This window comes from Actinomycetospora flava (genome assembly GCF_037400335.1).
Lineage (GTDB): Bacteria > Actinomycetota > Actinomycetes > Mycobacteriales > Pseudonocardiaceae > Actinomycetospora > Actinomycetospora flava.
This window is the reverse complement of record NZ_JBBEGM010000007.1, coordinates 36,963-50,633: the sequence shown is the minus strand read 5'-3', so window position 1 is coordinate 50,633 and position 13,671 is coordinate 36,963. Positions and strand designations below refer to the sequence as shown.

At 75.0% G+C, this 13,671-nt stretch carries 12 protein-coding genes and 2 tRNA genes; 11 read left to right on the top strand and 3 right to left on the bottom strand.

Features of this window, described 5'->3' with window-relative positions; all coding sequences use genetic code 11:
- The first annotated feature begins 14 nt into the window (after positions 1–14).
- From WCD58_RS17310 to WCD58_RS17290, 5 genes are read left to right on the top strand one after another with little or no spacing between them, the layout of a single operon-like run.
- Positions 15–2,282 (top strand): glycerol-3-phosphate 1-O-acyltransferase, encoded by a 2,268-nt coding sequence (locus WCD58_RS17310; protein WP_337704303.1) that lies wholly within the window; start codon positions 15–17, stop codon positions 2,280–2,282.
- Positions 2,266–3,645 carry a 1-acylglycerol-3-phosphate O-acyltransferase gene (locus WCD58_RS17305; protein ID WP_337704302.1) on the top strand — a complete coding sequence of 460 codons (1,380 nt, stop codon included), beginning with the start codon at positions 2,266–2,268 and terminating at the stop codon, positions 3,643–3,645. Before WCD58_RS17310 ends, WCD58_RS17305 begins: the two co-directional genes overlap by 17 nt.
- On the top strand, positions 3,642–5,072 hold the full coding sequence (locus WCD58_RS17300; RefSeq protein ID WP_337704301.1) for a wax ester/triacylglycerol synthase domain-containing protein: 1,431 nt from the start codon (positions 3,642–3,644) through the stop codon (positions 5,070–5,072). Before WCD58_RS17305 ends, WCD58_RS17300 begins: the two co-directional genes overlap by 4 nt.
- A complete protein-coding gene (locus WCD58_RS17295) occupies positions 5,069–5,854 on the top strand; it encodes an alpha/beta fold hydrolase (RefSeq protein ID WP_337704300.1) in 786 nt (261 codons plus the stop codon). The genes WCD58_RS17300 and WCD58_RS17295 overlap by 4 nt, the downstream gene beginning before the upstream one ends.
- A complete protein-coding gene (locus WCD58_RS17290; protein ID WP_337704299.1) occupies positions 5,851–6,660 on the top strand; it encodes an alpha/beta hydrolase in 810 nt (269 codons plus the stop codon). The genes WCD58_RS17295 and WCD58_RS17290 overlap by 4 nt, the downstream gene beginning before the upstream one ends.
- Before the next feature lie 62 nt (positions 6,661–6,722).
- Here WCD58_RS17290 and WCD58_RS17285 read toward each other — a convergent pair whose 3' ends face one another.
- A complete protein-coding gene (locus WCD58_RS17285) occupies positions 6,723–8,051 on the bottom strand; it encodes a competence/damage-inducible protein A (protein ID WP_337704298.1) in 1,329 nt (442 codons plus the stop codon).
- Positions 8,052–8,404: 353 nt separating this feature from the next.
- Between WCD58_RS17285 and WCD58_RS17280 the strand changes: the two genes are divergently transcribed.
- From WCD58_RS17280 to WCD58_RS17255, 6 genes are all read left to right on the top strand, one after another.
- Complete coding sequence (locus tag WCD58_RS17280) at positions 8,405–9,952, top strand: putative bifunctional diguanylate cyclase/phosphodiesterase (protein ID WP_337704297.1); 1,548 nt, start codon at positions 8,405–8,407, stop codon at positions 9,950–9,952.
- 37 nt (positions 9,953–9,989) lie between these two features.
- Positions 9,990–10,062 (top strand) — tRNA-Thr (locus tag WCD58_RS17275).
- A gap of 65 nt (positions 10,063–10,127) precedes the next feature.
- Positions 10,128–10,203 (top strand) — tRNA-Met (locus WCD58_RS17270).
- Between the two features lie 59 nt (positions 10,204–10,262).
- On the top strand, positions 10,263–10,427 hold the full coding sequence (gene rpmG / locus WCD58_RS17265; RefSeq protein WP_116708438.1) for a 50S ribosomal protein L33: 165 nt from the start codon (positions 10,263–10,265) through the stop codon (positions 10,425–10,427).
- 3 nt (positions 10,428–10,430) lie between these two features.
- A complete protein-coding gene (locus WCD58_RS17260; RefSeq protein ID WP_337704296.1) occupies positions 10,431–10,886 on the top strand; it encodes an FAS1-like dehydratase domain-containing protein in 456 nt (151 codons plus the stop codon).
- 5 nt (positions 10,887–10,891) lie between these two features.
- Entirely contained in the window at positions 10,892–11,302 is a 411-nt protein-coding gene (locus WCD58_RS17255) for a MaoC/PaaZ C-terminal domain-containing protein (RefSeq protein ID WP_337704591.1), read from the top strand.
- A gap of 124 nt (positions 11,303–11,426) precedes the next feature.
- On the opposite strand, the gene WCD58_RS17250 is transcribed toward WCD58_RS17255, so the two are convergent.
- The gene (locus tag WCD58_RS17250) at positions 11,427–12,311 is read right to left on the bottom strand and encodes an SGNH/GDSL hydrolase family protein (RefSeq protein WP_337704295.1); all 885 of its coding nucleotides are present in this window, start codon (positions 12,309–12,311) and stop codon (positions 11,427–11,429) included.
- A gap of 64 nt (positions 12,312–12,375) precedes the next feature.
- Positions 12,376–13,614, bottom strand: coding sequence for a pyridoxal phosphate-dependent aminotransferase (locus WCD58_RS17245; RefSeq protein ID WP_337704294.1), 1,239 nt, complete (start codon positions 13,612–13,614; stop codon positions 12,376–12,378).
- Between the last annotated feature and the right edge of the window lie 57 nt (positions 13,615–13,671).

Sequence of the window (13,671 nt, the reverse complement as noted above, 5' to 3'; positions counted from 1 at the left end):
CTCGACCATCGACGGTGGTCCTGTCCGGAGCGCGGTCGCGGGTCGAGCGGGAGCTCGTCCGTGAGTGGACCGCGACGACGTACGGCGAGAACGGGGTGCGGGTCGTCACCGACGACGGCCGCGAGCTCGCGGGCGCCCTCGACGGCGCCGGGCCGGACACGACCGTGGTGCCGGTCCGCGTGGTGTGGCCGCCGGCCGAGCGGGACTCGTCGGACCCGCCGGCGCTGACCGACCTGCTCTCGCTGAGCGCGCGCCGCCGCGGGCTGCGCCACGCGCACGCCCGCGTGCGGGGCTGGTCGGCGTCGCGGGGGCGGGTGGTCGCGGGGGACGCGGCGACGGTCGAGCAGCTACGGCGCGAGGGCGACCGCGAGCTCGGGGCGCCCGACGGCGCCGGCTTCGTCGCGTTCGTGCGCCGCCGGGCCACGCTGGCCTGCGACCGTGCCGAGCGCCGGCTGACCGGCGACCGCTACAAGGTGCCGCGGCTCATGGCCGAGCAGATCGTCGCCTCGGCCGCGGTCCGCGAGCGGGCGGCGGCGCTGGCCGGCGAGCTCGACCTGTCGGTCGACGAGGTGCTCGCGCGGACGGCGTCGTGCCTGGCGGAGATGGCCGCGGTGCAGAGCCCGCCCGCCATCGAGACGTTCCGCTCGGTGATGAGCCCGCTGCACCGCAAGGCCTGGGACCTCGACGTCGACGCGTCGAGCCTGGAGAGCCTGCGCGAGCAGGGCCGGGCCCGGCCGCTGGTGTTCCTGCCCTCGCACCGCAGCTACGCCGACCCGCTGGTGCTCGCCGAGGTGCTGCACGCCCACGACTTCCCCCGCAACCACGTCCTCGGCGGCAACAACCTCGCGTTCTGGCCGCTCGGCACGCTGGGCCGCCGCGCGGGCATCGTGTTCATCCGCCGCAGCTTCGGCGACGACGCGGTCTACAAGTTCGCGGTCCGCGAGTACTTCGGTCATCTGCTGGACAAGCGCTTCAACCTCGAGTGGTACATCGAGGGCGGCCGCACCCGGACCGGCAAGCTCCGGCCGCCGAAGTACGGGCTGCTGCGCTACCTCGTCGACGCCGCCGACCAGCTCCCGGCCGACTCGCCGGGCCGCGACCCGCTGCTCGTCCCGGTGTCGCTGCACTACGACCAGCTCCACGAGGTCGGGGCGCTCGCCGCCGAGCAGGGCGGGGCGGGCAAGAAGGCCGAGGGGCTCGGCTGGCTCGCGGGCTACATGCGCGACCAGCAGCGGCGCATCGGCTCGGCGCGGATCCGCTTCGGCGAGCCGATCGCCCTGCGCGCCGCCCTCGACGAGGCGGGCGAGGGCCGCTCGCAGCTGGAGAAGGTCGCGTTCCGCATCTGCGTGGGGATCAACCGGTCGACGCCGGTGACGCCGACGTCGGTGGTCACGTTCGCGCTGCTCGGGGCCGGCGGGCGCGCGCTGACCTTCGAGCAGGTCCGCGGGGTGGTCGAGCCGGTCCGCACGCTGCTCGAGCGGCTCCCGGCGATCGGCGACCTCGGCTCCGACGAGGCCCTCGATGACACGCTCGAACGGCTCGTGTCGGTCGGCGTCGTGGAGCGCTTCGACGGCGGCCCGCAGACGGTGTGGTCGATCGGGGCCGACCGCCACCACGTCGCCGCCTTCTACCGCAACGGCGTGCTGCACCACCTGCTCACCCGGGCCGTGCTGGAGCTGGCGCTGCTCGCGGTCGTCGACACCGGCCGCGACCTCGCGGGCGACGCGGTCCTCGAGGCCTGCTGGGAGGCGGCGCTCGCGCTGCGCGACCTGCTGAAGTTCGACTTCTTCTTCTCCCGCAAGCGGGACTTCCGCGACGAGCTGCTCGCCGAGCTCGACCGGCTCGCCCCCGACTGGCGCGACGCGATCGCCGCTCCCGACGGGCCGGCGGTGATCCTGGGGCAGGCGGACCTGCTCGTCGCCCCCGGCACGCTGCTGCCGTTCGTCGAGTCGCAGTGGGTGGTCGCGAGCGTGCTGGCCGACCACTCCGGAGGTCTCGAGGACCGCGACTCCTTCCTCGACGCCTGCACCGGGCTCGGGCAGCAGTGGTGGCGCCAGCAGCGCCTCCACGGCGCCGACGTCGTGTCCCGCGAGCTGTTCTCCACCGCGCTGCGGGCCGCCGACAACCGCGGACTGCTCGGGGCGGACGCCACGCCGGAGGCCCGCGCGGCCTGGCGCGACGAGGTCGCCGCGATCCGCGACCGCCTGCGCCGCGCCGGCCGGCGCGAGGGCGAGCTGCGGGCAGCGGTGTTCGGAGGGGTGCCCGGTGCCGGGCAGCAGTGAGCTCGACGCCCGGCGCGCCGCGGTCCGCGCCGCCCCGGTCGGCAGCGTCGCCGTGGTCGACGAGACGGCCCTGCTCGCGAGCTCGGCGGTGGCCGCGCACGCCGGCGAGGCCCTGCGCGCGGGGCGCACCGCGTGGCGCGCGGTGCCCGGCGACGTCGCGCTCCTGGCCGGTGCCGCCGACGACGAGGCCGCCGTGCGCCGGCTGGTCGCGGGATGGGCGGGCGAGGACGAGCCCACGCTCGCCCGGCGGGCGCGCGCGGTCCTGCGCGACGACCTCGGTGCCGCGCTGCGCCCGGAGATGTGGTCGCTGGTGCTCGAGCACCGCCGCGCCGGCCACCACGTCGTGCTCGTCGGGCACGCGCCGCGTCCGGTGCTCGCACCGATCGCCGAGGACCTCGAGGCCGACGAACTGATCGCGACCGAGGTGGCGGTCGGCGAGGGCACGTACACCGGGGAGCTCGCCGGGCCCGTGCTCCTCGGTGACCGCAGGGCCGCGGCCCTCGACGGGCGCCCGGTGACGTTCGCCTACGCCGGGCCGGACGCGGAGGCGCTGCTCGCGGTCGCCGAGCACCCGGTGGTCGTGTCGGCGACACCCCGCGAGGGCGGGCACCCCGTGCTGCCCGTCGCCCCCCGCGGCGGCACGCTCGCGACGCCCGGCGACGTCCTGCGCACCGCCGGGTTCTACGGCGCGCTGGCCGGCGCCGCGGGCACGGCCGCCGCCGTCGGGCTCGCGCGCCGCTCCCGCCGGCACATGGTCGACCTGACGTGCTCGGTGACCGGCGACGTCGGCCTGGCGCTCGCCGGCATCGACGTCGAGGTCACCGGCGCCGAGCACCTGTGGTCGGCGCGGCCCTGCGTGTTCGTCTTCAACCACCAGTCGAAGATCGACGTGGCGCTGCTCATGAAGCTGCTGCGCGGCGGGTTCACCGGCGTCGCGAAGGCGGAGGCCGCCTCGATCCCGCTGTGGGGCGCGATGTTCAAGCTCGCCGGCGTGGCCTTCGTCGACCGCGGCAACACCCGCCAGGCGAAGGAGGCCCTCGAGCCCGCGGTGCGCAAGCTGCGCGACGAGGGCTGGTCGCTCGCGATCGCCCCCGAGGGCACGCGCTCGCCCACCCCGCGGCTGGGGCGGTTCAAGAAGGGCGCCTTCCACATCGCCATGCAGGCCGGCGTGCCGATGGTCCCGATCGTCATCCACGACGCCGGCGAGGTCATGTGGCGCGGGCACCAGACGCTGCGCGGGGGCACGGTGCACGTCGAGGTGCTCGAGCCCGTCGACACCTCCGACTGGACGGCCGCGACGCTGACCGAGCACGTCGAGGACGTCCGGAACCGCTTCGTCGCCGTGCTGGAGGGGGCACGATGAGTCTCGACCCGACGCCTCCCCGCGGCGACGACGGCCGCCTGCTCTGGTCGCGCTCGGAGGAGCTGACCGGCTTCGAGGCGCTGATGTGGCGCGTCGAGGCCGACCCACGGATGCGCTCGACGGTCGTGCTCGTCGAGACGCTGGACCTCGAGCCGGACTGGGACCGGTTCGTGGCCGCCACCGACTGGGCGTCCCGGGTGGTGCCGCGGTTCCGGGAACGGATCGTCACCCCGTTCCTCGGGGCCGGCACGCCGTACTGGGCGCTCGATCCCGACTTCGACCTGCACTACCACCTGCGCCGCCTCCGGCTGCCCGAGGGCGCGGGCCTGCCCGGCCTGTTCACGCTCGCCGAGCAGATCGCGATGACGCCGCTGGACTCGTCGCGGCCGCTGTGGGAGGCGACGATCGTCGGCGGGCTGCCCGACGGCGGGGCGGCCCTGCTGTTCAAGCTCAGCCACGTCCTGTCCGACGGCATGGGCCTCGCGCAGCTGCTGGCCGGCATCCACTCGCGCACGCGGGAGCCGATGACCGACAAGCCCCAGCCCCCGCCGCCCGAGGCGCCGCCTGGCGGGTGGTCGCGCGAGGTGGCGCGCCAGGTCCGCAGTGATCTCGGGCTGGTCGGCGGCGCCGCCAAGGGGCTGCTCGGGGTGGCGGCGTCGCTGGTGCGCCCGGACCGCGCGGTGCGCGACGTGAGCGCCTACCTGGTGTCGGCGGCCCGGGTGCTCTCGCCGCCGCCCGCGCCGCCGCTGCCGGTGCTCGCCCACCGCAGCCCGTCGTGGCGGTTCCGCACGCTCGACGTGCCGTTCGCCGAGCTGCGCGCGGCGGGGAAGTCGGCCGGCGGGTCGGTCAACGACGCCTACCTCGCGGCGCTGCTGGGGGCGTTCCGCCGGTACTCCGAGCGCCGCGGCGACCCGCTGGCGCTCGACCGCCTCATGCCGGTGACGCTGCCGGTGTCGATCCGCCGCGAGGAGCACGAGCCCGGCGGCAACCACTTCGCACCCGCCCGGCTCTCGGCGCCGGTCGGGATCGTCGACCCCGCGACCCGGATCGCCGACGTCCGCCGGCGGATGAAGGTGGCGCTCGCCCAGCCCGCCCTCGAGAGCGTCGAGGTCGTCTCCCCGTGGCTCGCGCGCCTCCCCGGCGCCGTCGTCGCGGGCTTCGGGGGCGGCGCGACCAAGAGCAACGACCTGCAGGCCAGCAACATCCCCGGCCTGCGCGAGGACGCCTACCTCGCGGGCGCGCGGATCCTGCGCAGCTATCCGTTCGCCCCGTTGCCCGGCTGCGCGGCGATGATCGCGATGGTCACCCACGGCGACACGTGCTGCGTCGCCGCGAACCTCGACGCGGCGTCGTTCGACGACCTCGCCGGGTTCGAGCAGGACCTGTCCGACGGGTTCGGGGAAGTCCTGGCGCTGGTCCGCTCATGACGCTCGAACCCCTGGTCCTCCTGCACGGCGCCAGCATGTCCGCGCGCGCCTGGGACCCCGTCCGCGCGGCGCTCGAGGCCCACCACGACGTCCTCGTCCCGACGATGGCCGGGCACCGGGGCGGCGCGGCATGGCCCGACGGCGAGCCGGTCGGCGTCGCGGGGATCGTCGACGACGTCGAGGCGCGCATGGACGCGGCGGGTATGCCGACCGCCCACCTCGTCGGCAACTCCCTGGGCGGCTGGGTGGCCCTCGAGCTCGCGCGGCGGGGACGGGCGCGCTCGGTGGTGGCGCTGTCGCCGGCCGGGGGCTGGGGTTCGGCGTGGGACCTGCGGCGGCTGGTGTGGTCGTTCCGGGTGGGGGCGGCGGTCGCCGGGTCGGCACGCCTGCGGGCGGCGGCGCGCCGGCCGTGGCTGCGCCGGCTGCTGCTGGCCCGGGTGCTCGAGCGCGGCGACCGGGTGCCGACCGACGACGTCGGCGAGCTCTTCGACGACCTCGCCGGCTGCGTGATCCTCCACGAGCTGCTCGACGGGGCCGCCGAGCACGGCGGCGTCGCACCGTTCCCCTCCCTGCCCTGTCCGGTGCGCGTCGCCTGGTGCGGCCGCGACCGCCTGATCCCCTGGCGGCGCCACGGCGTCGCGCTGCGCGAGCGCCTGCCCGGCGCGGAGTTCGTGCGCCTGCCCCGCGTCGGTCACGTGCCGATGTGGGACGACCCCGACCTGGTGGTCGACGCCGTCCTCGGCGTGACCGCCGCTCCTCGACTCCTGGAGACACCCGCATGACCGGCACCGAGACCGACCTGGACATCGACGGCACGCGCGGGACGATCGTGGTGCGCCGCCGCGACCCCGACGGCGCGCCGCGGCGCATCGTGCTCGTCGCCCACGGCTACGGCGAGCACTCCGGGCGCTACGCCCACGTGCTCGACCGCCTCGCCGGCGACGGCGCCGTCGTCTACGCGCCCGACCACGTCGGCCACGGGCGCTCGGACGGCGAGCGGGTGCTGGTGCACGACTTCTCCGACGTCGTGGAGGACCTCGACCAGGTCCGCCGCGTCGCCCGCAACGAGCACCCGGACCTGCCGATCGTGCTGCTCGGGCACTCGATGGGCGGGCTGATCGCGGCGCGCTACGCCCAGCGTTACCCCGACGTGCTCGCCGGGCTCGTGCTCACCGGCCCCGTCGTCGGCGGGAGCCCCGGCATCTTCGGGCTGCTCGAGTACGACCCGATTCCCGAGGTCCCGATCGACCCCGCGGTGCTCTCCCGCGACCCCGCGGTCGGCGAGGCCTACGCCGCCGACCCGCTGGTGTGGCACGGCGCGTTCAAGCGCCCGACGCTCGAGGCGTTCGTGGCCTCGGTCGACGCGATCGCCGCCGGACCCGGCTTCGGCGCGCTGCCCGTGCTCTGGGTGCACGGCGAGGACGACCAGCTCGTGCCGCTGGACTCCACCCGCCCGGTGATGGACAAGCTCGCCGGCAGCGACCACACGACGCGCATCGACCCCGGCGCCCGGCACGAGGTGCTCAACGAGACCCACCGCGACGAGGTCCTCGACGACGTCAGCACCTTCATCGCCCGCGTCACCTGACGTGTCAGCGACGTGGCGTCGCTGACACCGAGCGTCCGTATTCTTCCGTCGATCATAGCGCGCTACACCGGCGCGGGCACTCCCTCGCCGGTGAGCACGCGCCGCATCAGGTGCATCGCGAGCACGACCGACCGCTCCCGGACGTCGCCCCGCTCGCCCGGCAGCACGGGGTCGCGGGCCAGGGTCCGCCCGTCGGCGGTGCGCACACAGAAGCAGACGTAGCCGACCGGCTTCGCCTCGGTGCCCCCGCCCGGCCCGGCGACGCCGGTGATCGCCACCGCGATCGTCGCGCCGAAGCGGGCCAGGGCCCCGTCGGCCATGGCCTCGGCGACCTGCGGCGACACCGCCCCGTGCGCCTCGATCAGCTCGCGGGGCACGCCCAGCACGTCGGCCTTGGCGTCGTTCGAGTACGAGACGACACCCCCCGCCACGTGCGCGGACGCACCCGCCGGCGCGGTCAGCCGCCCGGCGAGCAGACCCCCGGTGCACGACTCGGCGGTCGCGACGACCTGCCCGTCGAGCAGCTCGAACAGCAGCTCGTCGATCGTCTGGCCGGTGCGGGAGAACACCGCCTTCCCGTGCCGCCGGTCGATCTCGGCGACGACCGCGTCGCGGGCCGTCGCGGCGGCCGTCGACCCCGGCGCGTGGCGCAGGTCGACCTCGAGCGTGAAGTCGCGCAGGCACGTCGTGATCTCGAGCGGGGCGAGGTCGACCTCGGCGCCGACGTCGCGCAGGGTCGCGGCGATCTCGGACTCGGGCACGCCGAACAGGCGCAGGTGCGTCTCGGCGTAGGGAGCCGTCCGCGCGAGGATCTCCCGCACCGGCTCCGTCGCCAGCGCCTCGTCCCACATCGCGCGGACCTCGCGCGGCGGGCCGGGGAGCACCAGCACCGTGGGGCCGCCGCGCTCCGGGTGCGGCGGCACCGCGAGTCCGGGGGCGGTGCCGGCCGGGCGGATCGGCGTCGCGCCGCGCGGCACCATCGCCTGCTTGCGGTTGGCGGCGGCGAGGGCGTCGGCGTCCCAGCGCAGACGGTCGGCGAACTTGGCGATGATGTCGCCGACGACCTTCTCCATGTGCTCGTCGAGCTCGAGCGGCCGGTCGGTCTCGGCGGCGACGACCTCGGCGGTCAGGTCGTCGGCCGTCGGACCCAGCCCGCCGGTGGTGACGACGAGGTCGATGCCGTCGCCCGCGAGGAAGCGCAGCGCCGCCGCCATGTCCTCGCCGCGGTCGCCGACGAGCACGAGGTGGGACACCTCGACGCCGAGCTCGCCGAGACGTTCGGCCACCCAGGGGCCGTTACGGTCGGTGATCCGCCCGGTCAGCAGCTCGCTGCCGGTCGCCACGATCCCCGCCCGCACCCCGCTGACGGTCCCGCGCCCCTCGTCGGCCACGCCGCACCCCGTTCCCGATCGCGCTCCCGTTCACGGAGCCGTCCGGCCATCCCACCAGAGACGCGAGCTCGGGGCCGCCCGACGGTGGACGGCGCTGGGCCGGTCGGGTGGTCCTCGCCCGAACGACACCAACGGACTGCGTCGTCGTGCACATCTGTACCGGTGGGTCATCGTTGGAGCGGGTAGAGGGTGCATGATGGTCCGGGCGAGTGAACTACTGAGCGGTCGAGTGGTCACGATTTGTTGCCGACCGTGAACACGGCGAAGATGAGGTCGGCGGCACCGCGGGACACGCGCACGCGTGATCCACGTCCGGCGAACGTCGGGGGACGACCGGGAAGGGGAGTGGTGCCGTGAGCCACGTCCCCGTGGCGTCATCAGTCAGCCCCGGTGTCATCCCCTTGCTCGCCGCGCCCGCCGACGTCTCGCCCGTCGCCGTGGTCGTGCTCGGCGGCCTTCTCGTGCTCGTGGTCGTCGGTGCCGTGATCGGCCTGCTCGTCCAGTGGGCCCGGCGGCGTCGCCACGACGTCGAGGCCGCGGAGCTCGCCGACCGGTTGCGTCGCGACGCGTACCGCGACCCGCTGACCGGTCTGCTCAACCGCGAGGGTTTCCTGCACGCGGACCCCGCGCCCGGCGGTGCGGTGGCGGTGGTCGACCTGCGCCTGCTCGGCCAGGTCAACGACACCCTCGGGCATGCGCGCGGCGAGGTCTTCGTGCGCCTGGCCACCGAGCGGATGGTGAGCGTGCGCCTGCCCGTCCTCGGCGGCGTCCCGCCCGTCGCGGCGCGCCTCGAGGGCGACACCTTCGCCGTGCTCCTGCCCGGCGTCGACGGCCACGACGCCCACACCGCCGCGGAGGACCTGCGCGAGCGGCTCCTCGCGCCCTACCTCGTCGAGGGCGTGCGCTTCGAGCCGCCGGTGGTCATCGGGGTCGCCGCCGACGGGCCGTGGCTCGCCGACGTCCCCGCCGGTCCGGAGCGCACGGCCGCGCTGCTGCGCCGCGCCGACGTCGCCCTCGCCGCGACGCGCGACGGCGGCGACCCGGTGCGCTGTTACGAGCCGAGCATGGGGGAGCGGGCGGCCCGCCGCCTGCGTCTCATCCGCGGCTTCTCGGCCGCCGTGGCCCGCCGCGACGTCCGCGTCGACTTCCAGCCGGTCGTCTCCCTCGGCGCGCGGACCGTCGTCGGGGTCGAGGCGCTGGCGCGCTGGGACCACCCGGAGCTGGGCCTGCTGCTGCCCGACGAGTTCGTGCCCGTCCTCGAGGCCACCGGGCAGATCTCCGAGCTCACCTCGTTCGTCCTCGACGAGTCGCTGGCGGCCGCGCGCCGCTGGCTCGACCGCGGGATGCGGCTGTCGGTGGCGGTCAACGTCTCGGTCGGCAACCTCGGGGCGGCGGACTTCCCCGACGAGGTGGCCTCGCTGCTCGACGCGCACCGCGTGCCCGCCGAGCTGCTCACCCTCGAGCTGACCGAGTCCGGGGTGTCCTCCGAGCGGGAGGTCGCGCTGCCCGTGCTGCGTCGGCTGCACGCGCTGGGCTGCCACCTCGCCGTCGACGACTTCGGCACCGGCCAGTCCTCGCTGGCCCACCTGCGGCGGCTCCCCGTCGACCAGGTCAAGATCGACAAGAGCTTCGTGCTCGGGATGGGCACCGAGTACGGCGACGTCGCCGTCGTCCGCGCGATCGTCGAGATGGGCCACACCCTGGGCCTCACGGTCGTCGCCGAGGGCGTCGAGCAGGCGGCCGTGCGCGTCGCCCTGGCCGAGATGGGCTGCGACGTCGCGCAGGGCTACCTGGTCTCGCGCCCGCTGCCCGCGCGGTGCTTCGACACCTGGCTCGACTCGCTCGACGTGCACCCGGGCGAGCCCGGCCAGACCGCCGGACCCCGGACGCTGATCGCGTGACGCGCCCTGTAGTCTGGTGCACGACCCTGCGGGGCAGGCCCCTTTAGCTCAGTCGGCAGAGCGTCTCCATGGTAAGGAGAAGGTCTACGGTTCGATTCCGTAAAGGGGCTCTCGGTGAGCGTGCCGGCGAACCTGGGTTCGCCGGCTTCGTCATGTGACGGGCGCTCACCGCGGCGGCGGTGTAGCTCAGTCGGTAGAGCAAACGGCTCATAATCGTTGTGTCGCCGGTTCAAGTCCGGCCACCGCTACCACTCAGGCCGTGGGTCCGTCCCGCGGACGCTGCTGCAACACCGTGACGAGAGGAACCTCCGTGGCCACCACCGACATCCGTCCGAAGATCACGCTGGCCTGCGAGGAGTGCAAGAACCGCAACTACATCACGCGGAAGAACCGGCGGAACGACCCCGATCGCCTCACGATCAAGAAGTTCTGCCCGCACTGCGGCACCCACCGCGGTCACCGCGAGACCCGCTGACGCGTGCCGCTCGACGCGTCGTTCGTGGGCCGCTCCTGGCCCGCGGAGACCTACGAGGTCTCGCTGGAGAAGATCCGGGAGTTCGCCACCGCGATCGGTGCCGACGACCCGGTGCACCACGACCGTGACGCGGCCCGGGACGCGGGCCACCGCGACGTCGTCGCCCCGACGACGTTCCCGGTGGTGTTCACCTGGCCCGCGACCCGGCGCGTGGTCGACGACCCGGCGCTCGGCCTCGACTTCACGCGCGTCGTCCACCGCGACCAGTCGGTCGAGCTGACCCGCCCGCTCTACGCGGGCGATGTCGTCACCTCCGTGGTCGCCGTCGACGACATCCGTGACCTGGCGGGCAACGACGTCATCACGTTCCGCGTCGACGTCACCGACGCCGACGGCGCCGAGGTGCTCACCACCCGCGCCACCCTCGTCGGTCGCGCCGAGCCGGAGGGCTCCTCGTGAGCGCGGTGACCGACGCGAGCGCAGGCGACCAGCTCGAACCGCGCACGGTGACGATCACCCGTGCCGACCTCGTCGCCTACGCCGGCGCCTCGGGCGACCAGAACCCGATCCACTGGAACGAGCGCGTCGCGCTCGAGGTGGGCCTGCCGGGCGTCATCGCCCACGGCATGTACACGATGTCGCTGGCGGCGGACTACGTCGCCGACCTCGCGGGCGACCCCGCCGCCGTCGTGTCCTTCTCCACCCGCTTCACGCGCCCCGTCGTGGTCCCCGACGACGACACCGGCGCCACCGTCGAGCTCGGGGCCAAGGTCACCGACGTCGCCGACGACGGCACGCGCACCCTGAGCGTCTCGGCGACCTTCGACGGCAAGGGCGTGCTCGGCAAGGCCGTCGCCACCGTCCGCCCTCGCTAGGTCCCCGCGCTCGCCGGTCCGCCGGAGCTCGCTGGGTCCTTCACTGCGCCCCCTGAGGAACGAACGGCGCTTTCGCTGCTACGCAAGCAGCGAAAGCGCCGTTCGTTCGTTCCAGGCGAGGTGCTCAGTCCGCGGCCGGGACGCCGAGGGTCGCGAGCACCGCGCGGGAGAGGGCCGCGGAGCCGGCGGCGTTGGGGTGCACGGGTGCGGCGGGGGCCGTCGGGATGAGGCCCTCGATCCACCGCTCGGTGGGCAGGGCGCAGACGTCGTGGCCGCGGGTCGGCGTGGCCGTGTCGACGTAGGTCGCGTCGCCGTCGGACGCCGCATCGGCGATCTCGGTGTTGAGGTGCGAGAGCACGCCGCGCAGGTACTCGACGTCGCCGGGGGTGTAGGGCACGACCGGGTAGCAGCCCGGCCCCTCCGCCGGCAGGACCGAGGGGTAGCCGACGAGCAGGACGCGCGCGTCCGGGGCGCGGCGGTGGACCTCGTCGAGGACGTCGTCGAGACGGTCGCCGAGGTCGTCGATCCGCGCCGAGAGCTCGTCGTGCGGTCCCTGGGTGTACTTGTCGCGGCACGGGGTGCCGAACGGGGTCGGGCTCACGCAGGCCTGCACGATCTCGGAGAACCCGATGTCGTTGCCGCCGATGCCGACGGTGACGAGCTGGGTGCCGGCGCCGAGGGCGTCGTACTGCGGCGGGTTCTCGCCGCCCTGCACCGCCTGCGGGGCCGCGAAGTCCCGGGTCCGCGCGCCGCTGCAGCTCACGTCCGTGAGCTGGGCGCCGGTGCGCTCGGCGACGAGGTGCGGGTAGTTGTTCGCCGAGCGCAGGCAGCCCGGCGGCGGGCCCGCCGGGGCGCCGGTCAGCGGCGAGGCCGTGTAGGAGTCGCCGAGCGCGACGTAGGCCTGCCCGGCGGCCGCCGGGGCGCCCATCGCCACGGGCGCGACGAGGACTCCGAGGAGCCCGACGGCGACGGCGAGGAACAGGCGCAGGACGATCGGCCGACGGCCCACCGGCTCTCCTCGGATGAGTTGGAGGTCCCGGCGGGACCGACGCGTCGGATGATGATCGCGGGTCCTACTTCGCCTCGGCCAGGAGGTCCGCCATGCGGGTGACCCCGGTGCGCAGGTCGTCGTCGCCGAGCGCGTAGGACAGGCGGAAGTACCCCGGGGTCCCGAACGCCTCGCCCGGCACGACGGCCACCTCGGCGTGCTCGAGGACGAGCGCGGCGAGGTCGACGCTGGTCTGCGGTCGCTCGCCGCGGAGCTCCTTGCCGAGCAGCCCGGCCACCGACGGGTAGGCGTAGAACGCGCCGCGCGGGACGGGGCAGGTGACGCCCTCGATGCCCGAGAGCAGCTCGACGATCAGCCGCCGGCGGCGGTCGAACGCCGCGCGCATCTCGGCCACCGCGTCGAGCGGGCCCGTGACCGCCGCGAGCGCCGCGCGCTGGGCGACGTTGCAGACGTTCGAGGTCAGGTGCGACTGCATGTTGATGCCGGCCGCGACCACGTCGGCGGGGCCGATCATCCAGCCGACCCGCCAACCGGTCATGGCGAAGGTCTTGGCGACGCCGTTGAGCACGACGCAGCGGTCGGCGATCTCGGGCACCGCGACGGGCATGGAGACGTGCTCGGCGCCGTCGTAGACGAGGTGCTCGTAGATCTCGTCGGCGATCACCCAGATGCCGTGCTCGGCGGCCCAGCGCCCGACGGCCTCGACGAGCTCGCGCGGCGCGACGGCCCCGGTGGGGTTCGACGGCGAGCACCACAGCAGCGCCTTCGTGCGCGGCGTGCGCGCGGCCTCGAGCGCCTCGACGGTCGGCAGGAAGTCGGTCGACTCGTCGGTGTCGATCTGGACCGGGTTCCCGCCGGCCATGCGCACGGCCTCGGGGTAGGTCGTCCAGAACGGCGCGGGCAGCAGCACCTCGTCGTCCGGGTCGATCAGCGTCGCGAACGCCTCGAACACGGCCTGCTTGCCGCCGTTGGTGACGAGGACCTGGCGCGCCTCGACCTGCCAGCCCGAGTCGCGGGCGGTCTTCGCCGCGATCGCGTCGCGCAGCTCGGGCAGACCGGCGGCGGGGGAGTAGCGGTGGTTCTTGGGGTCCGAGCACGCCGCGATCGCGGCGTCGACCACCGGCTGCGGGGTGGGGAAGTCGGGCTCGCCCGCCCCGAAGCCGATCACCGGGCGCCCGGCCGCCTTGAGGGCCTTGGCCTTCGCATCGACCGCCAGCGTCGCCGACTCCGCGATGCCGCCGACACGGGCCGAGATGCGGCGGTCGGTGGCGGAGGGGTGCAAGGCCGAGGACGACGACGTCATGTCCCGGTATCCTAGGAGAAGGCCCCAGGGCGTTCCGCCGCCCGGGCGGCTGCGCTG